General features: G+C 29.6%; 18 protein-coding genes and 1 other RNA gene. 18 read left to right on the forward strand and 1 reads right to left on the reverse strand.

The features are described from left to right. The first annotated feature begins 95 nt into the window (after positions 1-95). The 13 genes from dnaG (at position 96) to PZA12_RS05010 (ending at position 17,608) form a co-directional block, all read left to right on the forward strand. Entirely contained in the window at positions 96-1,886 is a 1,791-nt protein-coding gene (gene dnaG / locus PZA12_RS04950; protein WP_078116550.1) for a DNA primase, read from the forward strand. 5 nt (positions 1,887-1,891) lie between these two features. Then, a complete protein-coding gene (rpoD, locus tag PZA12_RS04955) occupies positions 1,892-3,022 on the forward strand; it encodes an RNA polymerase sigma factor RpoD (protein WP_011968196.1) in 1,131 nt (376 codons plus the stop codon). Between the two features lie 77 nt (positions 3,023-3,099). Continuing rightward, a complete protein-coding gene (locus PZA12_RS04960) occupies positions 3,100-3,792 on the forward strand; it encodes a tRNA (adenine(22)-N(1))-methyltransferase (RefSeq protein ID WP_103698495.1) in 693 nt (230 codons plus the stop codon). A gap of 11 nt (positions 3,793-3,803) precedes the next feature. After that, positions 3,804-4,595, forward strand: a complete 792-nt coding sequence (locus PZA12_RS04965) for a Nif3-like dinuclear metal center hexameric protein (RefSeq protein ID WP_103698494.1) — start codon at positions 3,804-3,806, stop codon at positions 4,593-4,595. Positions 4,596-4,750: 155 nt separating this feature from the next. Then, positions 4,751-5,056 (forward strand): hypothetical protein, encoded by a 306-nt coding sequence (locus tag PZA12_RS04970; RefSeq protein ID WP_103698493.1) that lies wholly within the window; start codon positions 4,751-4,753, stop codon positions 5,054-5,056. A 70-nt stretch (positions 5,057-5,126) separates the two neighbouring features. Further along, positions 5,127-5,475: RNase P RNA component class A (gene rnpB / locus PZA12_RS04975), an RNA gene on the forward strand. A gap of 631 nt (positions 5,476-6,106) precedes the next feature. Beyond that, positions 6,107-7,498: an MFS transporter gene (locus tag PZA12_RS04980; protein WP_103698492.1), complete on the forward strand. Its 1,392-nt coding sequence runs from the start codon at positions 6,107-6,109 to the stop codon at positions 7,496-7,498. Positions 7,499-7,694: 196 nt separating this feature from the next. Further along, entirely contained in the window at positions 7,695-9,023 is a 1,329-nt protein-coding gene (locus PZA12_RS04985; RefSeq protein WP_103698491.1) for an ABC transporter substrate-binding protein, read from the forward strand. Between the two features lie 139 nt (positions 9,024-9,162). Further along, positions 9,163-10,968 carry a sensor histidine kinase gene (locus tag PZA12_RS04990; RefSeq protein WP_103698490.1) on the forward strand — a complete coding sequence of 602 codons (1,806 nt, stop codon included), beginning with the start codon at positions 9,163-9,165 and terminating at the stop codon, positions 10,966-10,968. Next, positions 10,961-12,223 (forward strand): response regulator, encoded by a 1,263-nt coding sequence (locus tag PZA12_RS04995; protein WP_103698489.1) that lies wholly within the window; start codon positions 10,961-10,963, stop codon positions 12,221-12,223. The genes PZA12_RS04990 and PZA12_RS04995 overlap by 8 nt, the downstream gene beginning before the upstream one ends. Before the next feature lie 20 nt (positions 12,224-12,243). Beyond that, positions 12,244-13,815: a glycoside hydrolase family 43 protein gene (locus PZA12_RS05000; protein ID WP_103698488.1), complete on the forward strand. Its 1,572-nt coding sequence runs from the start codon at positions 12,244-12,246 to the stop codon at positions 13,813-13,815. Between the two features lie 227 nt (positions 13,816-14,042). After that, the gene (locus tag PZA12_RS05005) at positions 14,043-15,893 is read left to right on the forward strand and encodes a S8 family peptidase (protein WP_103698487.1); all 1,851 of its coding nucleotides are present in this window, start codon (positions 14,043-14,045) and stop codon (positions 15,891-15,893) included. Continuing rightward, positions 15,890-17,608: a S8 family peptidase gene (locus PZA12_RS05010; RefSeq protein WP_103698486.1), complete on the forward strand. Its 1,719-nt coding sequence runs from the start codon at positions 15,890-15,892 to the stop codon at positions 17,606-17,608. The genes PZA12_RS05005 and PZA12_RS05010 overlap by 4 nt, the downstream gene beginning before the upstream one ends. 157 nt (positions 17,609-17,765) lie before the next feature. Here PZA12_RS05010 and PZA12_RS05015 read toward each other — a convergent pair whose 3' ends face one another. Beyond that, positions 17,766-18,518: a gamma-glutamyl-gamma-aminobutyrate hydrolase family protein gene (locus PZA12_RS05015; RefSeq protein WP_103698485.1), complete on the reverse strand. Its 753-nt coding sequence runs from the start codon at positions 18,516-18,518 to the stop codon at positions 17,766-17,768. A gap of 438 nt (positions 18,519-18,956) precedes the next feature. On the opposite strand from PZA12_RS05015, the gene PZA12_RS05020 reads away from it, so the two are divergent. The 5 genes from PZA12_RS05020 (at position 18,957) to malQ (ending at position 25,086) form a co-directional block, all read left to right on the forward strand. After that, on the forward strand, positions 18,957-19,724 hold the full coding sequence (locus PZA12_RS05020) for a transglutaminase domain-containing protein (RefSeq protein WP_103698484.1): 768 nt from the start codon (positions 18,957-18,959) through the stop codon (positions 19,722-19,724). Positions 19,725-19,995: 271 nt separating this feature from the next. Next, positions 19,996-21,105, forward strand: a complete 1,110-nt coding sequence (locus tag PZA12_RS05025; protein WP_077838111.1) for an ABC transporter ATP-binding protein — start codon at positions 19,996-19,998, stop codon at positions 21,103-21,105. Between the two features lie 30 nt (positions 21,106-21,135). Beyond that, on the forward strand, positions 21,136-22,080 hold the full coding sequence (locus PZA12_RS05030) for a PucR family transcriptional regulator (protein WP_077838112.1): 945 nt from the start codon (positions 21,136-21,138) through the stop codon (positions 22,078-22,080). Positions 22,081-22,489: 409 nt separating this feature from the next. Further along, on the forward strand, positions 22,490-23,506 hold the full coding sequence (locus PZA12_RS05035) for a LacI family DNA-binding transcriptional regulator (protein WP_103699254.1): 1,017 nt from the start codon (positions 22,490-22,492) through the stop codon (positions 23,504-23,506). Positions 23,507-23,598: 92 nt separating this feature from the next. After that, positions 23,599-25,086 carry a 4-alpha-glucanotransferase gene (gene malQ, locus PZA12_RS05040; protein ID WP_103699255.1) on the forward strand — a complete coding sequence of 496 codons (1,488 nt, stop codon included), beginning with the start codon at positions 23,599-23,601 and terminating at the stop codon, positions 25,084-25,086. Positions 25,087-25,088: the final 2 nt, after the last annotated feature.

Raw genomic sequence — 25,088 nt, forward strand, 5'->3', positions numbered from 1 at the left:
AAATTAATAGTTTTCTAATTATTTTAGAAGGAAAACTCGTTATTATGTCGAATAATATATAATTGCCAAAAAAAGCAGAGGAAGGAGATGTCTCCTTGCAAATATCAGAAGAAGTTCTTGAAAGGATAAAAGAACAAAATGACATTGTTGATATTATTTCAGAGGATGTAAGGCTAAAAAAATCAGGTAGAAATTTTATGGGATTATGTCCATTCCATAATGATAAATCTCCATCATTTAGTGTTTCAAGTGAAAAACAGATATACAAATGTTTTTCATGTGGAGAAGCAGGAAATGTGCTTACGTTTGTTATGAAATATAAAAAACTCACTTTTGTAGAAGCTGCAAAGTATCTAGCAGATAAAGCTAATATTCCGCTACAGATAAAAGATAATGAAAATAGCGCAGTTTCTAGAAAGAAAGAAGTTTTATATAAAGTAAATGTTGAAACAGCTAGATATTATTTTGCTAATTTACAAAGAATTAAAATGGCAAAAGAGTATTTTTTGAAGAGAGGGATAAAAGAGGAAACCATAAAGAGATTTGGTTTAGGCTACTCTCAAGATAGCTGGCATGGATTAACAAACTACTTAAGAACAAAAGGATATAAAGATAATCTGTTACTTGAAGCTGGATTGATTTCAAAAAGTGAGAAATCAGGGAATGTTTATGATAAATTTAGAAATAGAGTAATGTTTCCCGTGTTTGATGTAAGAGGAAAAGTTATTGGATTTGGAGGTAGGGTTTTAGATGATTCAAAACCAAAATATTTAAATTCACCAGAGACCATGATTTTTCAAAAAGGGATAAATCTTTATGGATTAAATTTTGCAATTAAGAATAAGCTAAAAGAGGATTACATTATTATAGTTGAAGGATATATGGATTTAATATCACTTCACCAATCTGGTATAACAAATGTTGTAGCATCACTTGGAACTGCACTTACAGTAAACCAAGCAAGGCTTCTTAAAAGGTATGTTAATAAGGTAATAATTTCTTATGATGCTGATTTGGCTGGACAGACTGCTACCTTAAGAGGTCTAGAAATTTTAAGAGGTGCTGGATTTGATGTAAAAGTATTAATAGTACCGGATGGAAAAGATCCAGATGAGTTTGTGAGGAATCATGGAAAGGAGTCATTTCTGAAGTTGGCAAATGAAGCTCTTCCTTTAATTGAATATAGAATTAAGAAAGCAGCTGAAGGTATAAATCTAAATAGTGGAAATGATCTAGTAGAATATGGAGAAAAATTTGCAGAAATTCTAGCAGATCTAAATCCTATAGAAAAAGATGTATATATAAAGAAAATTTCAGAAGAAACAGCAATTAAAGAACAGGCATTATATGACTTACTTTCACAAGTAATAACAAAAAAACAAAAAGAAGACAATTTTGTGAATAAAAAGGAATATTTTGGAACAAAATTATATGTAGAACCCGCATACTTAAAGGCCGAAAGAGCATTATTAAAATTAATGTTCAAAGATGAATTTTATGATGAGATTAAAAGCTCCATAAAATCAGGAGATTTTGTAATAGAATCACATAATAAAATTTATTCATTAATATTACAAGGCAAAAGTGAGGATACTAATGATATAGGTAATATAGAATCCTATGTAGAAAGTAGATGTGACGACATAGAAAGTTCTAAAGAGTTGACCAAGATAAGGGAACATGAGATTTTAGATTTTACTGATAGAGATCGACTAATAAAAGATTATTTAAAAGAGGTAAGAAGCTTTAAACTTAAGCTGCAAATTGAGGATTTAAAGAAAAAGCAAAATAGGTTCGAAAAAGAGGGGAAAATTGAAGAATCTATAAAAATTGCAATAGAGCTTACTAAATTATCTGAAGCACTTAAAAAGGGAGAGAGAGGTTGAAGGTTATGACGGAAGGAGGCAATAATAAAATGGAACAAAAAGCGAATGGAAAAGTAACAAAGCCAAAAGACGATAAAAAAGATAAAAATGCTAAAATGGCGGCTGTAAAGGAATTAATTGACAAGGGTAAAAAGAATGGTTCGCTAACATATAAAGAAATTATGGAAGCTATGGATCATATTGATTTAAGCCCAGAGCAAATAGAAAAGATATATGAAGTTTTGGAAATGACAGGTGTTGAAATAATAGGTGAAATTGCTGATACAGAAACGGAAGAAGAAATTGATTTATCGGTCCCAGAAGGTATAGCTATAGATGATCCAGTTCGAATGTATTTAAAAGAAATTGGAAAAGTGCCTTTATTGTCTTCTGAACAGGAAATAACTTATGCGAAAGAAATTGAAGAAGGAAACCAAAAGGCTAAGAAAAAATTAGCTGAAGCAAATTTAAGATTAGTTGTAAGTATAGCTAAAAGATATGTTGGAAGAGGTATGTTATTCTTGGATTTAATTCAAGAAGGAAATTTAGGTCTTATCAAAGCTGTTGAAAAATTTGATTACAGAAAAGGATATAAATTTTCGACTTATGCTACATGGTGGATTAGGCAAGCAATAACAAGAGCAATAGCAGATCAAGCTAGAACAATAAGAATACCTGTTCATATGGTAGAAACTATAAATAAGCTTATTAGAGTACAAAGACAATTGCTCCAAGAATTAGGTAGAGATCCATTCCCAGAAGAAATCTCTAAGGTTATGGAACTTCCAGTAGATAAGGTTCGCGAAATTCAAAAAATTGCACAAGAACCAGTTTCGTTAGAAACTCCAATAGGTGAAGAAGAAGATTCTCATTTAGGAGACTTTATCCCAGATGATGAAGCGCCAGCACCAGCTGAAGCAGCAGCATTTACAATGCTTAAGGAGCAATTAATAAATGTTTTAGATACATTAACTCCTAGAGAAGAAAAAGTATTAAGATTAAGATTTGGACTTGATGATGGAAGAGCTAGAACACTTGAAGAAGTAGGGAAAGAGTTCAATGTTACTAGAGAAAGAATTAGACAAATTGAAGCAAAAGCTTTAAGAAAATTAAGACATCCGTCAAGAAGCAAGAAATTAAAAGATTATCTAGATTAGTAGCTAAAAGCACCTAAAATTAGGTGCTTCTTTTTAAATGTGAGTTAAATTTATAAGTAAGACAAAAAGAGGTAAATATGGAATTAAGTAAAAGACTAAAATGGATTATAGAAAAAATTAATAAAGTAGAAGTAATAATGGATGTTGGAACAGACCATGGATATATACCAATATATTTAGTTAAACACGATATAGCTAAAAAAGTTATAGCATCAGATATTAATAAAGATCCACTCAAAAAAGCTAAAATTAATGCAGCACTTGATGGAGTATTAGATAAGGTAGATTTAAGATTAGGTAGTGGTCTAGCTGTATTAAAAAATAAAGAAGCTCAAGCTGTAATAATTGCAGGAATGGGTGGTAATTTAATTAGGGATATATTAGAAAATGATTTAGATAAGGTAAAAAAATTAGAATATTTATTGCTTCAACCAGCACAAAACCCAGAAGTATTAAGAGAATATTTATATACTAATGATTATGAAATATTAGAAGAGGACATTTGCTTGGATGAAGACAAGTATTATGAGATATTTAAAGTTAAGTATAAAAAAGGTGATTATATAAAATTAGATAATATATTTTATGAAATAAGCCCATTTATATTAAATAAAAAATTACCACTATTTAAATTATATATAGAAAGTAAAATTGAAAAGAATGAAAAAGTAATGGATTTTATTAAAGATAATACTGAACATGCAATTTCAAGAAGAAATGAGTTAATAGAAAAAAATGAGAAGTTAAAGAAACTATTAAAAAGTTTTTAGGCGGTGAGATTATGGTCCAAGTAAAAGATATAGGAAGAGAAATAGAAAGATTTGCACCAAAGTTTTTAATGGAATCTTATGATAATGTTGGTCTAATGGTTGGAGATGAAGATAAGACTATAAACAAGGTTTTATTATCTTTAGATTGCACAAATGAAGTAATTGAGGAGGCAGTGGAGTTAAGATGTGAGCTAATAATAACTCATCACCCATTGCTATTTAAAAGACCTAAGAATATAGTTAAAGGAGATTTATTGGGGAACAAGTTGATAAATCTAATTAAAGAGGATATAGCTTTATACTCTTGCCATACCAATTTAGATAGTGCTAAAGGCGGGATTAATGAAACTATAGTTAGAATGTTAGGATTTGAGTCACAAGAAATTATTGAACCTAATGAATCTAATAATTATAAAGATGGTGGAATTGGAAGACTAGTTAAATTAGACGAAGAAATAATGTTAAATGATCTTATAGAAATTATTAAAAAAAATTTAAATATAAAAAATATGAGGATTGTCAGGGGAAAAAATAAAGTAAGGACAATAGCTATAATTAATGGAAGTGGGCAAGATTTCTTTTATAAAGCAAAAGATCTTGGTGCAGACTGTATAATAACAGGGGATACAACATATCATTTTGCATCAGATTTCAAAGAATTAGGTATAAGCATAATAGATGCAGGACATTTCTCAACAGAATACCTTGTATTTTTAAAAACATTGGATTTTTTAAGGGAAAAATTTAAAGATGTAGAGTTCATTGCTTCAAAAAAAAGTGAAGATCCTTATGAGTTTGTTTAATAAATTAATATTTAGTAAAACTTTATATTAGGCTATAACTGCACTAAATTATTTAAATGTTGAGTTCTAATGCATATAATTAATTGAAAAAGAGTTTACTAAAAAAATGAATAGGTGCATATACTAATATTGTAATAATAATTGTGTGGTGAATTATGGGGAAAGATCATGATTTTAATAATAAAAATAGTGAAGATTTAAAAGATGACTTGAAAAATTTCTTTAAACATAGTAGAAAAACAATACGAAATTTTTTTAGGGGAGGAAGCAGAAGAAGTAAATATGGTGGATGGAATGGTAGATTTCCACCATTTTTTCCTAGCAAGAATCCTCTTTTATTTTTACTTTATCCTAAATTAATTGTTGGTGGACTTATATTATTAACGCTGCTATTCTGTGGCGTAAGTTTATATGGAATAATAGTAATACTACTATTAATAATAATATTTTTTTTAATATAACTATAATTTAGAAATGTTGTATAAAAAATATATTTGCATATTAAAAAGATATATGTTAATATAGATTTTGCGAGTGAGACGTGCAATCGCTGCTAGACTTGATCTAGGAGAGGAAAGTCCGAGCTCCATAGGGCAGGGTGCTGGATAACGTCCAGTCAAGGCGACTTGAAGGAAAGTGCAACAGAGATATACCGCCTAAGTTTTACTTAGGTAAGGGTGGAAAGGTGATGGTAAGAGCTCACCAGCGTGATGGAGACTTCACGGCTATGTAAACCCCACTTGGAGCAAGACCGAATAGAGAGGCAATTAAAGGGGCTGCCCGTCCCGCCTCTGGGTGCGTCGCTTGAGCTTACTGGCAACAGTAGGCCTAGATAGATGATTGCTTAATACAGAACTCGGCTTATGGCTTATCTCGCATATGTAAAATAGGCAGTTGAGAGAATGGAAGGTTAATTTCTTCCGATATTCTTCCGACGGCTATTTTTTTTGTATTAATTTACATGAAGATATTTAATGATGTTGATTTTTTATAATATGTATAATCTTGATAGCTAAAAAGCTAGAGTTTAGAAATAGACTCTCATGTTGTTCATTGAATTAAGGTTTTTATATAGGTTATAAACAATATAATGATTTTTATGATAATATCTGGCTTGTACTATCGTATGGTTTAAGGGAAAATTCAATGAATTAAACTTTTTGAACCTGTAGTTTCAAAGTAGAAATAAAATATTTAAAAGAAACTTTGCTAAAAATCAAATGAGATTTTAGAGAAGTTTTTATTTTTTAAAATTAATGTAAATTCATATGGAAGGTAATGTTAATTAAATTTTAATTCACTCGGTAAAGATTAGAAGAACATAAAATAACAAACAATAAACAGGAAATAGTTTATTTATTATTGTTGCTAAATAACAGATAATTGAAATGTAACCGATATACAAATTATATGAAATACTAGTTTAAATATATTTTGTAAGGAGAGTAGAGGAAAACTGATTTTCATTACAGGAATTGTAGGTTACATCTAAAATACTAGGAGGTAATTTTATGAATCAAACTAAAAAGATAGATATAAGTATTTCTACAAGAGAAAAAATCGGATATGGTTTTGGAGATTTTGCATGCAATCTTGTATATGCGAGCATATCTAGTTATTTACTGTTCTTTTATACTGATGTTTTTGGATTAACATCAAGTGCAGCGGCATTTATGTTTTTTATAGTTCGTATTTTGGATGCTGTTTCTGACCCACTTGTAGGAATGATTATCGATAAGACAAATACTAAATATGGTAAGTTTAGACCGTTTCTATTATATGGTGCAGTACCTTTCGCAATCTTAGCTATATTATGTTTTAGCACACCACAGCTAAGTGAAGGTGGAAAAATGATATATGCTTATGCAACATACATTGCTCTATCTGTTTGTTACACCTTTGTTAATGTTCCATATGGAGCTTTAACTTCAGCAATGACCAGAGATCAACATGAATCTGTTAGCATAACTACTTATAGAACATTTTTAGCAAACATAGGACAAGTTGTTGTCGCATTTTGTGTGCCATTATTAGCAGGCCAATTCTCAAAAACAATGAGCATTGGACAAAGTTGGCAATTGACTATGGCTATAATAGCTATTATTGGAGGAATTTTATTACTAATCTGTTTTAAGTCTGTTGAAGAAAGAGTACAAGTCCCTGCATCACATACCAAAATAAAATTTAGTGATATCTTTGAGCAATTTAAAGTTAATAGTCCATTAGTAGTTTTAAGCGTATTTTTCTTTGTTATATATGGAGTAAAATCTGTTGTAAGTGCAACTGGAATCTATTATATAACTTATTATGTAGGTAAACCAGAGCTTGTTAAATGGTATTCAGCGGTCGGCACTTTTCCAGCATTATTAATTATTCCGTTTATACCTTGGCTAAGTAGAAAATTAACTAAAAAGCAACTTATGACATTATCAATAGCTACTGATATTATTGGAATGCTTGGATTATTTTTATCACCAAGTAATTGGCTTGTTACAATATTTATTTCACGTGGAATTGCTTCAGTTGGAAATGGTATGATTAGTGCATTTATGTGGGCATTAATTCCTGAAACTATTGAATATGGCGAATGGAAAACAAATAAACGTTTAGGTGGAATGATATATTCACTTGTATGTTTTTTCTTTAAATGTGGTAATGCTCTTGGTGGAATGATCCCAGGTATAGTTTTATCCATGAGTGGATATGTTGCAAAGCAAGCTCAAACACAAACAGCTCTTCATGGTATTCTTATTGCAACAGCAATCATTCCTATATGTTTATATAGTATATCAATTGTTTGTATGAGATTCTATAACTTAGATAAAGAAACTTATGCAAGAATTTCTAAAGAGTTAAGAGAAAGAAATGCAGCTGAATTGGAAAAAGAATTGATTTATGAATAAGAATAATTTATTTATAGAAAAAAGATTAAATGAACAAAATTTATTATTATAAATACTATTTTTAAATAGTATTAGAATATTGTTTCGCTAGCCTAATCAGTGTATTATAAATATGTATTTATGAGAAATATTTGTTTATTTGAATAAGTATCGAGTTATACTGGAATAAATATTTGGTAATTTGGAGGTCAATCGTATGAAAAAATTCTTACCAATTGTTCTAATATTAATTATCATTACGACCTTAATTTTATCAGGGGGTAATAAATCAACGTCGCAAGATATTTCACGGGAAGGTTTAAGAAAGAAAACAGTAGTAACTTTCTGGGCGGCATCTGTAACACCGGAAAGAGAAGTCTTTTTTAAGGAATTTCAGAAAAAGGTTAGTGAAACATATCCAGATATACAGTTAGATTTTCTTGGGATACCAGGTGACTTATCAGCGTATAGACAAAAAGTAGATGTTGCAATTGCATCAGGAAAAGCACCTGATATAACCAATGATTTTAGATCTTCACTATTAACAAATGGTTACTATGAAGATTTAACTAGTTATTTTGATAAATGGGAAGATAAAGATAAGATTAATGAGGATTTGATTAAAGCTACAAAATCATATGATCCATCAGGTAGAGGTCTTTTTGCACTTCCATATAGTTCACAAACTTGGAACCTATGGGTAAGATCAGATTGGCTTAAAGAGGAAGGATTAAATGTACCGACTAATTGGGATGAATTTTTTAATACCGTTGAAAAGTTAACTGACAAAAATAAAAATAGATATGGCCTAGCTATTCGTGGAGGGGCAGGAAGTGCTAATACTTTAGAAATGCTTATGTATTCGTATTCTGGCATAACCAATTATTTTACAGAAGACGGCAAAGCAACAATTAATAATCCTAAGAATTTAGAATTTGCAGAGAAATATCTTGGATGCTATAACAAATTTACAGCACAAGATGATTTGACGAAGAGCTGGACGGAATTGGCAAATTCATTCCAGTCAAGTAAAGCAGGTATAGTTATTCATAATTTGGGATCTGGGAAATCTATGATGTCTGCATTTGATAATGACACTTCGAAATTTGAAGCAGCAAAATTCCCAGCTTCATCTAAAGGATATATAGTTCATCCAAAGTTAATGCCTTTAGGACTATCAATGTCATCTAAATCAGATAATAAAGAGGCAGTATGGAAAGTAATGAAATTATATTTAGATAAAGATATAAATACTGAGTATTGTAAGTTATATGGTGAAATTCCGGCAAATATAGAGGCCACTGAAAATAGCTTTTTTAAAGATACTCAATATATGTCTATAGGTGTTGATTTGCAAAAGTCTAAGGAAGTTAGATTTACTGATACACCATACTATTTAGCAAATTATTCCAGCATAGAATCTCAAATGGACTCAGCAATTCAAAAAGTGATGTCTAAACAAATGAAGGTAAAAGATATGCTTGATCAGTGGGCAGCTTTGCTTGAAAAGGCAAAAAGAGATTGCGATAATTCAGTAAAGAAATGACAGATTATAATATTAAAAATATAAATTTATATAAAAGTTTTGGGTAACATTTGTGTATAGAGATGACTCACGATAATCAGAAATTGCATTAACAAAATTTTAGATAAATATAAATATCATTTTCAAGGAGAAATTAGGTATGCGAAGATTGTTTGAAAATTTGTGGAGAAGGCCAATTAAGCAACAGCTAAACTTAATATATATTCCAGTCATTTTAATATCAGCCATATTAATTGGAATTTTTTCATACCTTTTTCAAATAAAACAAATTGAAAAGAATTCATCTTTTTTACTTGAAAATTCAGTAAATCAAACAGCCATCTCCGTAAATGAGAAAATAAATATACCATTTTCACAAATGGTAGCAGAAAGCGATAGTGTATCAGTTGGAAACCTATTCATGAATCGCTATACTGAGGAAGATAAATCAAGAAAATATATGGATATATTAGATTGCTATAATCAAATGGAATCTGTTTACTACAGTATTAATGACATGATTGATTCTATATATTTTGTAACAAATACTGGAGTAGAAGTCAGCATGTACAAAGGAGATACGCCAGTTAATATAGGCATAGATTTTAATGAATGGTTTAATAGAGATATTTACTCAGAAACTGGATATGGATGGATTGAAAGTCATGAGGATAAGGTTTTTTCTTCAAAATCATCAAGAAATATTATCTCTATTGTAAAAAAATTTGGTACTGAGGATTCAAAAAATAAAGCAATATTGATTTATAATCTTAAGGCAGAGTATTTTAAGGAATTGTTAGATAAGGTTAATATTAGCCCAAATGGATATGTGATAGTTATGAGTCCAGATGGGAAAGCAATTGTTAATAGTACAATAAAAACATTTAATATAGAAGATAATGATATAGATAGAATTAAAAGTGATATTGAAAAAGGCAGTATTAATGATACGAAAATAGGAAACGAGAAAGTATCAATATATAGTAGTTCTGAAGATAATTTATGGAAGGTAATTGGTGTTGTTCCTAAAAAAGACTTAGTAAGTGAAGCAAATAACTTGAAAGTAATTTTAATAGCATTTATAGGAATATTATCAATTGTTTTATTGTCTATTTCCACTCTATTAGCTAGAGGAGTATCAAAGCCGATAGAGATTCTTTCAAATAAGGTTAAGGAATTTGAATTTGGAAATATAAATGTTAAGTTTGAGATAGATACAGAAAATGAGTTGGGGACATTATCAAAAGGCTTAGAGAGATTTAAAGAATCAGTTCTTGAACTTTTAAGAAAAGTAATGCAAGAAGAAAAACAAAAGTCAAAATTAGAACTTCTGATAATGCAGTCACAAATCAAACCTCATTTTCTATATAACACTCTTGGTTCAATTAAGCACTTAATTGATATGGGTAGAAATGATAAGGCAAGTGAAATGTGCGCTGCTTTATCTAAATTTTATATGATAGGTCTTAGTGGGGGAAGAGATATCATTTATGTAAGTGAAGAGATTGAACACATTAGAAATTATCTTAAAATTCAACAAATGAGATATGATAAAGAATTTGAATTTTATATTGATATTAGTGAAGAAATTATGAATGAAAAAATGTTAATTCTTACTCTTCAACCTATTATTGAAAATGCTATATATCATGGGATTAAGGGAAAAGAAGGTCTTGGTACAATCATTTTATCTGGAAATAAGAAAGAGGATAAAATGATATTTGAAATATATGATGACGGATTAGGAATGAGTGAACAGGAATTAGATAATTTAATTATATCAATTAATAACAGAAATGATCAGCAATTAAAAAGTTTTGGGTTAAGAAATGTAAATAATCGTTTGAAATTGTATTTTGGAAGTAAAGCAACAATGAACTTTTTTAGCATAAAAAATGAATTTACACAGGTTATTATAGAAATCCCTATAGAAGCAGAACAAAAAGGAGACGAAAAATATGTGTAGACTTTTTATTGTTGAAGATGAAGAGATTATAAGAGAGGGGATTCAAAAAAATATAGATTGGGAATTAAATAATGTCAAAATAGTTGGGACGGCAGCAAATGGAAAAGAGTGTTTGGAGAAGATAGGAACATGTATGCCAGAGGTTATATTATCAGATATTAAGATGCCTTTTATGGATGGGATGGAGTTGATTCAGCATATCTATGAGTTGTATCCTAAGATAAAAGTGGTATTATTAACTGCATTCGATGAGTTTGAGTATGCTAAAAAAGCATTGAATTATAAAGTGTGTCAATATGTTATGAAATATGAAGAGAATGAGAAAATATTAGAGGCTGTTTTGAAGGCTGGAAATGAATATACTGCTTCACTAAACCAAGCTGAACGAGTAAAGCAAAGTGAAATATTATTGGAAAATAAAATATTAAGAGATTTATTATTTTATGATGAAAAGTCTGAGGAAATATACCAGAATCTTCTTAATAGCAATATAGAATTTTTATATGATAATTTTTTTGTTATATGTATTTCAAACAGAAACTTAATTCAAAGTAAGCATATCAGAAGTATTGCCGAAGGATATAATCTTTTAGAAAGAGAAATTAGAATTTTAGACTTAGAAATAGATTTTTATTTCTGTAAAACGGAGCAAAAATTATTTATTATATCTAACCTTCCCAAAGAAGCAGCTGATTTATTTGATAAATTTATCAAAATATTAGAAAACCTACTAAAACAGAAAGAAAAAGAGTGGCAATGTAATTTGAAAGCCTCAGTTGGTAGTATATATAACGGATTGGAAGGTATAAGCAAATCATACGATGAAGCAAATTATATAATGTCTTTATATCAAATGAATCAATATTTTGATAGAGATAAAAGGACTGTGATTGTAAGCAGCAATGATAGTGTTTCTAGGTCTGCCAATAAAAAAACAGTGGAACAAATAGTAGAATACATTAAAAAACACTATTGGGAAAAAGATATAAGTTTAGATAGTATATCAAAAGACGTGCATCTAACGCCCACATATATTAGTGCAATGTTTAAGAAAGAAAAAGGCATTAATATTTCAGATTACATTATAAAGATAAGGATTGAGAGGGCAAAGTATTTATTGATGACTACGGATATGAAAACATATGAAATATCTGAGGAGATAGGATACGTAAATTCTCAGTATTTTAGTGTATTATTTAAAAGAAATGCGGGCGTATCACCTACAGAGTATAGGCAAAGAGTTAGTGGAAAGTAGATAGAAAGAAGGAAGAAAAAATGAATATAGTTAATAATCCGGTAATCAAGGGGTTTAATCCGGATCCATCTATTCTTAGAGTTAATGAAGATTTCTATATTGCAACATCAACATTTGAATGGTTTCCAGGAGTGAGTATTTATCATTCAAGAGATCTTGAACATTGGAATCTTATTTCTAATGCGTTATCGGATGAGAAAGCTCTTGATTTAACTGGCATTGATTCAGCATGTGGAATTTGGGCACCAAACCTTACCTATAGTAATGGTATATTTTATTTAATATATACAATTGTTTATACTAATAGGTCAAGATTTAAAGATACTCACAATTTTATGGTAATATCAACGGATATTAAGGGTCCTTGGAGTAAACCTGTATTTTTAAATTGTTCAGGTTTTGATCCATCTCTATTTCATGATGAAGACGGCAGAAAATGGCTTGTTAACATGACGGTTGACCATAGGATAGATAAGGTAAGATTTAGTGGAATTGTACTCCAGGAATATGATAGTGAAAAAGAAAAGTTGATTGGTCCAATTCATAAAATATTTAATGGAAGCGAAATAGGAACTACAGAAGGGCCTAACATAATTAAATATAATGGTTATTACTATTTAACAGTTGCAGAGGGGGGGACTGAGTTTGGACATTGTGTAACTATTGCTAGATCTAAGAAATTAACAGGAGCTTATGAAATAGATCCTAATAATCCTATGCTTACATCAAAAACAGATGTTGAATATTCAATTCAAAGAGCAGGGCATGGACAACTTGTTCAGGATTATAACGGTAATTGGTACATGGCCCATTTATGCTCTAGGCCAGTTGATGGGTATAGTATTTTAGGAAGAGAAACTGCTATTCAAAATATTAAATATACAGATGAGGGCTGGTTTAAGATTGATGGAAGTAATGGAAACTTACCAATGAGTAATTTTAGGACTAGTTTAAGAAGGATAGAGAAAAAGCTTGAAATTATAAGAGAAGATTTTGATAGAGAGGAAGTCACTTTAGATTTTCTAACATTAAGAAAATCTTTTAAAAGCTCTAATATGAGTCTAACTGAGCGAAAGGGGTATTTAAGAATAAGAGGTGGAAATTCTTTATCATCTAAATTTAATCAAAGCTTTATTGCAAGAAGACAGCAAAATTTTTCATATGAATGTAAAGTATGTTTAGAGTTCAATCCAGAAAGTCATCATCATATGGCAGGCTTAGTATGCTACTATAATTATGACAATTATCATTATTGTAAAATAAGTAGAGATGAATTATTAGGACTAAGCATTTCAATTACAACATTAAATAATAGGGAAGTTATAGAGACACCATGTATTTCGCTTCCTGAAGATAATTCTAGGTTTTACATAAAAGCCTGTGTAAATAGAGATAAACTTAGATTCTCATATTCTATAGATGGAGAGAAATATTTTGAATTAGATTATAGCCTTGACATGAGGATTTTATCAGATGAACATGTTAATGGAAATGGTTTTACAGGGGCAATGATAGGAGTTAGCTGTCAGGACTTATTGGGAAACGGTATTTATGTGGATGTTGACTGGTTTGAATATAAAGGCTTAGATTAAGTTTTTAGAATTATATATAATTAAAAGTATTTTTAGCAATAAGCATTATGATGTTTATTGCTTTTTTTGATCATTTTATTAGAAATTATAAGAGGATGAAAAATTTAATTTAAATATTTAAGGAATATTACAGTTATTAATTTAGAGATGAACAAATAATTTCAATCATCAAATAAACAATATAAAAATATATATAATATTAATGCAAGTAATATTAGGAGTTAGATATGTCTGATTTACGTGACTGTAATTTATATTATGATCCCGATTCGGTAAATTATTTGATTGAGTATAGAGGAAATTTTAAAGAACAAATAGATAAAGTATCTTATGCTTGTGGGGATATAATTACAGGTACTATCGGAGTGATATCTGTACGAAATAATGATCTTGATAGGCTCCTAAATGATGTTCCAGCAATTGTGTTTTATGATTTTAGAACAATGTATGTTTTACAAGATATTTCACCATCATCTGTAGATAATATAAACAACATAAAAATAAATCCGTTTCTGGATTTGAATGGTAGAGGAGTGCTAATAGGGATAGTTGATACAGGTATAGATTATTTAAACGATGAGTTTATAAGAGAAGACGATACATCAAGAATAATAAGTATATGGGATCAATCTATTCAAAGTAATACTAGTGACTCTGTATATATAGGAGAAATTTATTCAAATGATCAAATTAATAGTGCTATTGCAGCTAAAAGAAATAATGGAGATCCGTATCAAATAGTTCCATCCAGAGATGAAGTTGGACATGGAACAAAAGTTGCTGGGATTATAGGAGCAAGAGGATATAATACTGAGTTTCAAGGAATTGCAAATGCAAGTGATTTTGTTATTGTTAAGCTTTTTGAATCTACTAATTTCAAAAGGCAATTGCAAGAAAATGGAATTGCGTATACTCCAGTATATAATGCATCTGAAATTGTAGCTGGAGTAGAATATTTGAGAAGAATTGCATTAGAACGTAAGCAGCCAATGGTTATTTACCTAGGTGTTGGAAGTACCGAAGGTAGCCATGATGGTAACAACTTGATTTCAAGATATATAACATCCATTGGAAATAGTAGAGGATTGTGTGTAGTAAATGGAGTAGGAAATGAGGGGGATTCTCAAGGTCATGTATCAGGGTATATCAGGAATGTAGGGGATACAAAAGTAATAGAATTAAGAATCCCAAGAGAAATAAAATACCTTCCGATTTACATATGGATACGAAGACCGGATATCGCATCAATAAATGTGATTTCTCCGACAGGAGAAGCTTCAGCAGTTATACAATCTAAAATAAATAAGATTCAACCAGTAAGATTTGTTTTTTTAAATACAGATATGATAGTAAGATTCTATTCACCAGAACATTTTACAGGACATCAAGTAATAAGTCTTACATTTAGTAATATAAAACCAGGAACATGGACTTTCAATTTGATAGGCGAATATATAACAAATGGTAGGTATGACATATGGTTACCTCCTAAGAGTACTTTACCAGAAAATACAATATTTCTTGAATCGGATCCATTTACTACTCTAACAATACCATCAACAGCTGTTAATGTTATTACAGTCTCTTATTATGGAAATAATAATGCATTAATTGCGGCTTCTGGAAAAGGATTTAATACTAATGGATTGATTAATCCAGATATTTCAACTATAGGTGTAAATATATTAACAACAAAAGTTGGAGGAGGAGTAACAACATTTTCAGGCAGTTCAGCTGCTACAGCAGTAGTGACTGGAGCATGTGCGCTTTTATTACAATGGGGGATTGTAGACCGTAATGATCCTACTATGTATACTAAAAAAATTAGAACATACATAATGTATGGTGCTAACAGAAATTCAGCTAACAGATATCCCAGTAGAGAAACAGGATATGGTGATTTTGATTTACTAGGTGTTTTCAATATAATTAGTGGTTTGTATAGGAATAGTAACCAAAGATTTAGAATGAATATTACTAATAAAAAATATACAAATGAAGATTATGAGTTTGATGAGTATTATATAAATAAATTATTTATAAGAATTCCAAAGGCAGGAGATGGAAAATTTATATGAAGGAAGATTTTAGAGCTCCAATAAATATTTTTTCTGATGTAAATTATTATCATTATATAGTTCAATACGAAGGTAACATTGAAGAGGAAGTTTCAAAACAGCCAGGGTACTATGCAACTATAATTGATAATCAATATGCTATATTATCTGCACCTGTAGAGCTTGATACAGGTACAGCGGTTCCAGTTTTTTCTACTGTAATATATAGAGCTTTTTCAGATATATTTACGCTGGAAGAAGTTTCTCCAATTGAAGCATCCCAAGCTAATTTTTTGCAATTAGAACTGCCATTAAGACTTACAGGGAGAGGAGTAAATGTAGCGATTATGGATTCGGGTATTGACTATTTAAATAATGAATTTATAAGAGAAAATGGTCAAACTAAAATAGAATATATTTGGGATCAAACTATAAATTCTGGGCAGCAAACTGGAGAGAATGGGGTTCCTTTCGGAAGTGTCTACAATAGAAGTACAATACAGCAAGCAATAGATGCTTTTAGGGCTGGACAGTCTCCTTATGACATAGTTCCAACTAAAGATGAAATAGGTCATGGAACAAATATGGCAGGGATAATTGGAGCGGTTGGAAAAAATCCTAATTTGAAGGGGATGGTTCCAGAATGCGATTTTGTTGTGGTAAAGCTTCTTGAAAATATTGCTTATAAAAGTCGGTATAATATACAAATACCTATATACAGCATGTTATCTGTTTTTTCAGCATTAGAATTTTTAAACCGATATTCACTAGAAAATAATAAACCCTTGGTAATATATATGCCATTAGAAAGTAATCTAGGAAGTCATAAAGGAAATGGTTTTTTAGAGCAATATATGGATCTAATGTCTCAAAGTAGTGGAATTGCAATAATAAATGGTTCAGGAAACCAAGGCGCAAGTGGAACTCATACATCAGGCACAATATCTCAGGTTAATGAATCTAGAACAATACAGCTATATATATCTCCGGAGCAAAAGAATATAATAGTTGATATCTGGATTGAATCACCTAATATAATGACATTAAATATAACATCACCATCAGGAGAGAGTACTGGAACTATAAATGCAGAGATAACGGCTATAGAAACTTATTCATTTGTATTTGAAACTACAGCAATGGTAGTGAATTACTATGTTCCAGAAGAATATACAGGTGATCAGTTAATGAGAGTAAGATTGTTAAATATAACAGAAGGAATTTGGAGATTTACCCTGACTGGGCAGTCAATTCTAAATGGCAGATTTAATGCATGGATACCCCAAGAAGGTGTTAGTGTCGGGGGAACTAGGTTTATTTCTTCAGATCCTTATGGGACTATAAGTAGTCCAGCAAGTTCAGAATACACAATTACTGCTGCAGCGTATAATCAGCTAAATAATAATGTTCTAGATTATTCTGGAATAGCATTTTTAGAGGACTATCTTAATAGAATTGATGTGGCAGCAGGAGGAATAAATGCATTAACTGTAGCACCTAATAATCAAACGGCAATTGTTAATGGAACAAGCGTATCAGCGGCTATACTAGCAGGAACTTGCGCTATGTTATTTCAATGGGGAATTGTAGAAGGAAATGATCCTAATATATATTCTCAAACAATAAAGACATATATTCAAAGAGGGGCGGTTCAAAGAAGTGGGGATTTATATCCAAATCCAGTGTGGGGATATGGAATACTTAATGTGCTAAAAATGTTTCAAAATATGCGATAAATTGCAACTCCATATTTATAGTATAATATAGGAACATTCTTATTATATTGTAGAAATTTATATTTTAGATAATTTAGAATCCCTAAGGTAAATCTTATGAAAGGCAAGTATACAAAGATTTAATTGCATAAGGCAACTTGAATTTAGGGATTTTAAATTATTTCTTATGATTTAATGAATTATTTTTAGATGAAGCGTTTATGAAAGCTTCAAAAAGTTTAAGCATATTCTTATCATTATAAGCAGTCATAATTTCAGGATGAAATTGCACACCGACAACAAAATTTTTCTCACAACTTTCAATAGCTTCAATCACTTTATCTTTAGAGTAAGCAGTAACTTTAAAACCAGGAGCTAAATCCTTAATTGCTTGATGATGAAAGGAATTAATTAGAGCAGTATTTCCCAAGATCCCATATAAAATTGATCCCTCAATAATTTCTAAGGTATGGCTAGCCGCTCCATCTTTTGTTTGTTGATGATGTTTTATATAACAACCACTCATATCAGATAAATCTTGATATAATGTGCCGCCAAAAGCTACATTTAGAATTTGATGTCCTCTACAAATTGCTAAAATAGGTTTATTAAGTTCATAAGCTATTTTTACAAGTGCCAGATCAAACTCATCTTTATCAGGGTAAATATAACCTAATTTAGGCGATGGTTCTTCATTATATAATAAAGGATTTATATCTATTCCACCAGAAAGAACGATGCCGTCAAGTAGTTCGACTTGTCTTCTAATGGATTCTTCATCAGAAAGAATAGGAAGTATAATTGGAACACCGCCTGCTTTAATTACGGATTCAACATAATCATTGCCAAGTGATTCTACAACTGAGTGCGAATATTGAGTTTCATGTTTAATAACTCTGTTTGAATTTATGCCTATAATTGGTTTGTTCATGATTTGTATACCTCCCTTAGCATATATATAACTTATAATATATATGTATAAATAAAGATTGTCAATTGTGCATAAATGGAAGGAAAATAGGGAAAAGTCAACAATTTATAAACAAAATATAAATAAAGTATTAATTTATATTTACAAAATGAATAAAGTAAGTACAATAGAAGTAATGATAACTTATTTGTTACTCTCTAGAAAGTCATGGTATTAGATAATCTGCTAATATTGTGCCTTTTGTGAGTATAAATTATGAAAAAGATTGATTTAAAATTTACGTTCAAAAGGAAAATATATTCGATTGGCAGATTTCTCTCACATATGCTTAAAAAAGGCAGCTGAGTAAAAAATCTCAAGCGTCAGAGTCGCAAGCGAGTTTGGTCTACATATGATGAAATTGAAAGTGTTGAAATGACATGGGGGAACATATTAATTATGAAAAAGTTTTTCAAAACAATAATGATAGCAGTTGTTATTATACAAGCTATAACTGTAACGGCATTTGCATATGATGAAGTTAATAATATGAAGAGTATGGAAAATCATATTTATAATCATCTCGAAAATAGAGATACTGATTTTACTATTTTATATACAGGGGGAAGGTCAGAATTTGAAGAGAATATAAGTAATTGTATTAAGGATGCATATTCAAAAGATGATTACTTAGAGAGATCTTGGCTAGAGATAAAGCCTAAAGCAAAGGTGACTGAAAATGGTATCGAGACAACTTTAGATGTAAAATATCTGACAACTAAGGAACAGGAAAATTATGTAGATAATGAATTAAAGAGAATTACTAATTCTTTAATTAATAAGGATATGTCAGAGTTAGAAAAAGTACAGGCTATAAATGAGTATATTATAAATAGATACGAATATGATTATACTCTAAAATCTACAAGTGTTTATTCTGCATTGACCACCTCATTAGCTGTATGCCAGGGGTATGCAATGACTGCTTATAGAATGTTTAACTACGCTGGGATAGAAAATAGAATTGTAGTCGGGAAAATTAAGGATGTTTCTCATTCATGGAATGCTGTAAAAATTCAAGGCAATTGGTATCATATAGATGTTACTAACAATGATTCAAGTGATAAGAATAAATACTTTTTAGTTGGAGATAGTACTTTAATTGAAAATAATTATACTTGGGATAGAGAAAAATATCCTAAATCATTTAATGGATATTATAAATAAGCTTTTATTTAAGGGATTGTAACATAATCTTACTGCTTAATCGAAGTATTGTATATAAACATTAAAATATTATAAGCAAAGCATATATCTAGTTTTGATTAGTATATGCTTTTTTTATTATCCTTTTATATTATTTCACAAAAAAGACAAGAGAGTTTTGTAAATTCTCAATATAGAATATAAAGGATTACATATAGTAAAATGAATATAGAGAAAACATTAAATAAAATATTAATTGAGATAATTAAGGCGGAAAAGGGAGGAAATAGATATGGCAGATTTGTCACTAAGACATATTTATAAAATTTATGAAGGGGATGTAACTGCAGTAAAAGATTTCAATCTAGAAATTGAAGATAAAGAATTTATAGTTTTTGTTGGGCCATCAGGTTGTGGTAAATCTACAACTTTAAGAATGATTGCAGGGCTTGAAGAAATATCTAAAGGTGAATTATATATAGGTGGAAAATTAGTTAATGATGTAGAACCAAAAGAAAGAGATATAGCAATGGTTTTCCAAAACTATGCTTTGTATCCACATATGACAGTGTATGATAACATGGCATTTGCTTTGAAATTAAGAAAAGCACCTAAAGATGAAATAGATAAAAAAGTTAGAGAAGCAGCAAAGAGATTAGATATTGAACATTTACTAGATAGAAAGCCAAAGGCTTTATCAGGAGGCCAAAGACAAAGAGTTGCATTAGGACGTGCTATTGTTAGAGAACCAAAGGTATTCTTAATGGATGAACCTTTATCAAATCTTGATGCAAAATTAAGAGTTCAAATGAGAACAGAAATATCAAAGCTTTATCAAAGTTTAGGAACAACGTTTATATACGTTACTCATGATCAGGTTGAAGCTTTGACAATGGGAACTAGAATTGTTGTAATGAAGGACGGTATAATACAACAAGTTGATACTCCTCTTAACATATATAATACGCCAAATAATTTATTTGTTGCAAGCTTTATAGGAAGTCCTCAAATGAATTTAATAAATGGTATTGTTAGTGAAAAGGATGGAAAGTTATATTGCAAATTTGATGAAAATAATATATTATTGCCAGAAGAAAAAGCTAAAGTATTAAAAGAAAAAGGATATGTTAATAAGGAAGTAGTATTTGGTATAAGACCTGAACATTTAGATGATAATGCTCAAATAATTGAAAATAACCCTGCAGCTACTTTAACTGGAGATGTAGAAGTTGTTGAACGTATGGGTGCTGAAAGTTATATTTACTTTAGATCAGGAAACAACAATATGACTGCAAGAGTTGATGGAAGTACTAAAGCAGAACCTAAAGACAAGATTAAATTATATGTGGAACATGAAAATATTCATGTTTTTGACAAAGAAACAGAGTTAAGAATTTGCTAGTATTAAATTAGTGACAATTGGGGTGAGGGAATGAAAGGATTAGTGAGATATTTAGAAGAAATATATGAAAATTGTGAAATACCATTTGAAGTTTATGTGGACGATGAAATTATATTTAAGGCTAATCCTAATTCTTTTAGCGAAAATATACTTGAAGATACATTTTTTATTGGACCAAAAAGTTTCAAAATAAAAACAGAAGGAAATCGCAAGGATTTCATAATGATATTAGAGTTTTGTATAAAGGATAGGTATAAAGATAGCTATAGTAAGAAAGAAAAAATAATTTCCCAATTATTACAAGGCTTGAGTGTATCTAAAGAAAAGATTAAGGAAGTTATGCCACCAATAAAAGAAGAAACATTTTTAGTTACTTTAAATTTAAAAGAAAAAATAACAGAGGCATTAGAGGCATTAAAAAATGTTTATAATAATAATGATGTAACAATTCTTATATTTGAAGATACGATCATTTTAATTGGAATTTTTGAAGATATAAAGGAGCATGTATCTAGTATAAGTGAAACAATATACTTCTCGCTTTACGAAAAGTGTTATATAAGCTATTGTCATATTGGGGATTATGAATTATTGAACAAGTTGTATAATGAAAATATGTATAAAATTAATTTAGCTAAAAAGTATAATGTATCTCAAATGGTATTTGGATGCAACAGCCTTTTATTTGAAGAAGTTATGGATAATTTAAATCAGGATATTAAGGAAAAAATACTAAATAACTTTAATGAAAGTTTTTCAAAGTTAGATGAAGATATGTTAAAAACTATAGAGGTTTTCTTTAAATCAGACTTAAATTTAAGTGAAGCTTCAAAAGGATTGTATGTTCACCGAAATACGTTAATTTATAGATTGGATAAGATACAAAAATACACAGGATACGATATAAGGAAATTTAATGATGCTGCATTATTTAAGATAGCCTTCTTTATTTGGATTCAAAAGAATAAAATTTAATAGATATAGCTAGAAATCTTTTCTGAGGATTGTTAAAAGTAATCTTCAGATGAGATTTTTTATTTTTAGTCATAAAAATGTAAACAAGTAAGAATAAATAAAAAATTTGTTGGTTTATAAGTATATAAATTACAAAAAGTAGTTAATAAGGAGGTGATTATGTAATCATAAATAGGAAATTAAGAAAATATAATATAATTTCAGGAATTTATTGTATAAATATTCCGCGTTTGTTAAAATGTTATTAAAGTTAATTAAATAACTGGATTGTTATATAAACATGATTACGAATAAAACGAATATAATATTGTATGCTTAAATATCTATTTAATCAAAATTTTTGAATTAACAGGAAATTAAGGTAAAGATACCGAACTATTATAATTTAATAGTGATGCAGGAGATAAATATGAATATAAAGGATATAGCAAAATTAGCACAGGTTGGAGTCAGCACTGTTTCAAGAGTATTAAATAATCATCCTGATGTTAAAGAAAGTACAAGACAAAAGATTTTGGAAGTAATAAAGGAAAGTAATTATATACCTAATAATAGTGCCAGAATACTAAAACAACAAAACACAAAAAATATTGGGGTTTTAGTAAAAGGCGTATTCAATCCATTTTTTTCTCAAATGATTAATGTCATAGGAAATATAATAAATGAAAATGGATATACAATGATATTGCATCAAAATGATTATAAGAATGACCAAGAGGTTGAAACTTTAATATCTTTTATAAAAGAAAAGAAATTACAAGGAATTATATGCTTAGGTGGTAATTTTGTTGATATTACAGATGACTGTTTTAAAGAAATAAATGTTCCTATAGTACTAACTTCTGTCAATACTGTTTCAAAGCAAGGAAAGGAATATTATTCATCGGTTGGTATAGATAATGTTAAAAGTTCATATGATGCAACCTCATATCTAATAGAAAAAGGTCATAATAAAATAGCATTAATTTTAGGGGAAGCTGATGATATAGGCGTAAGCATATTAAGAATGCAAGGATATAGGGAAGCATTAGAAAAAAATAAAATAAAAGTTGATGATGATTTAATTATTGTTGGTGGGTATTCAAGCAGAGGTGCATACAAGGAAACACTAGAATTATTGAAAATAAGAAAGGATATCACTGCGTTTTTTGCTCTTTCAGATATTATGGCTATAGGTGCTGCTAAAGCAATTCTTGATAGTGGGTTAAAAGTTCCTGCGGATATATCAATAATCGGATTTGATGGCATGGATGAAAGTGAATATTATAATCCTAGTATAACAACAGTAAAACAACCGGACAAGCTAATGGCAACTATGAGTATAAATTTATTGATATCTCAGATTAATGAAAAAAAAGAAAACCAACATATATTATTAGAAACTAAGTTAATTGAGAGAGATTCATGCTTAGATTTGTTAAGGTAATGGTTATTGATATCTAAAGAATATTAAAAAGGGAAATAATATATATAATAATTTAAGTTATTATTATATTCCTAGAGGGTGGAGGAATGAGAATGAAAAGAGGTAGTGGAATCATAATGCATATTGCATCTTTGCCAGGTAGATATGGAATCGGAACATTTGGAAAAGAGGCATATGAATTTGCGGATTTTTTGAAGAAAGCGGGTCAAAGTTTTTGGCAGATACTACCCTTAGGACAGACTAGTTATGGGGATTCACCATACCAGTCATTTTCAGCATTTGCTGGAAATCCTTATTTTATTGATTTTGATATTTTAGAGTCTGAAAATTTGCTAAGAAAGTTCGATTATGATGAAATAAATTTTGGTGATAATCCAGAGTGTATAAATTATGAATTGTTATTTAAAGAAAAATTGAAAGTATTAAAATTGGCATATGAAAATTTTAAGCAGAAAGAATCTGAGAATTTTAAGAATTTTGAAAAAGAAGAGTATATGTGGCTTGATGACTATGCTACATTTATGGCCTTAAAGAATAAGTTTGACCTAAAAAGTTTTCAAACATGGGATGATGATATTAAATTAAGGAAAAATGATGTTTTAAAGAAATATAAAGAAGAACTTAAAGATGAAATTCAATACTGGAAATTTGTCCAATACGAATTTTTTAAACAATGGACAAACTTGAAAAATTATGTTAATAAATTAGGAATTAAAATTATAGGTGATATACCGATATACGTTGCAGAGGATAGCGCAGATTTGTGGAGTAATCCAAAAGTATTTTTAGTAGATGAAGAAACATTAACCCCAATAAAAATTTCAGGCTGCCCACCTGACGCATTTTCTTCAACGGGGCAGCTTTGGGGAAATCCTATTTATAATTGGGAGTATTTGGAGAAAGAAAACTATAAATGGTGGATAAATAGAATCAGGAAGAGTTTAGAACTTTATGATGTAATAAGAATAGATCATTTCAGAGGCTTTGAGGCATATTGGTCCATACCTTATGGAGAGAGAACAGCTGTAAATGGAGAATGGGTAAAGGGACCAGAAATGAAATTATTTAAGGCAATAAGAAAAGAACTTGGAGATATAGATATTATAGCTGAGGATTTAGGGTTATTAACTGAAGATACTATAAAATTTAGAATAGAGACTGGTTTTCCAGGTATGAAAGTATTAGCATTTGCCTTTTCAGGTGATTGTGAAAATCCATATCTGCCACATAATTATGAAAGAAATTGCGTGGCATATACAGGGACTCATGATAATGATACTATAAAAGGTTGGATTCAAACGACAGGAAGTAAGAATGAAGTTGAGAATGCAGTTGAATATTTGAATCTTACAGAAAAAGAAGGGTATAATTGGGGATTTATAAGAGGAATATGGAGCAGTGTTGCAGATACATCTATTGCACTTATGCAAGACTTCTTAAATCTTGGAAATGAAACTAGGATAAATTTACCGTCTACTATTGGAGAAAATTGGACATGGAGAGCAAAAGACGGTGTTTTTACTAATGAGTTAGCAAATAAAATATATAGATTAACTAGAATTTATGGAAGGTGTGAGTAAGT

The organism is Clostridium beijerinckii, assembly GCF_036699995.1.
Lineage (GTDB): Bacteria > Bacillota > Clostridia > Clostridiales > Clostridiaceae > Clostridium > Clostridium helianthi.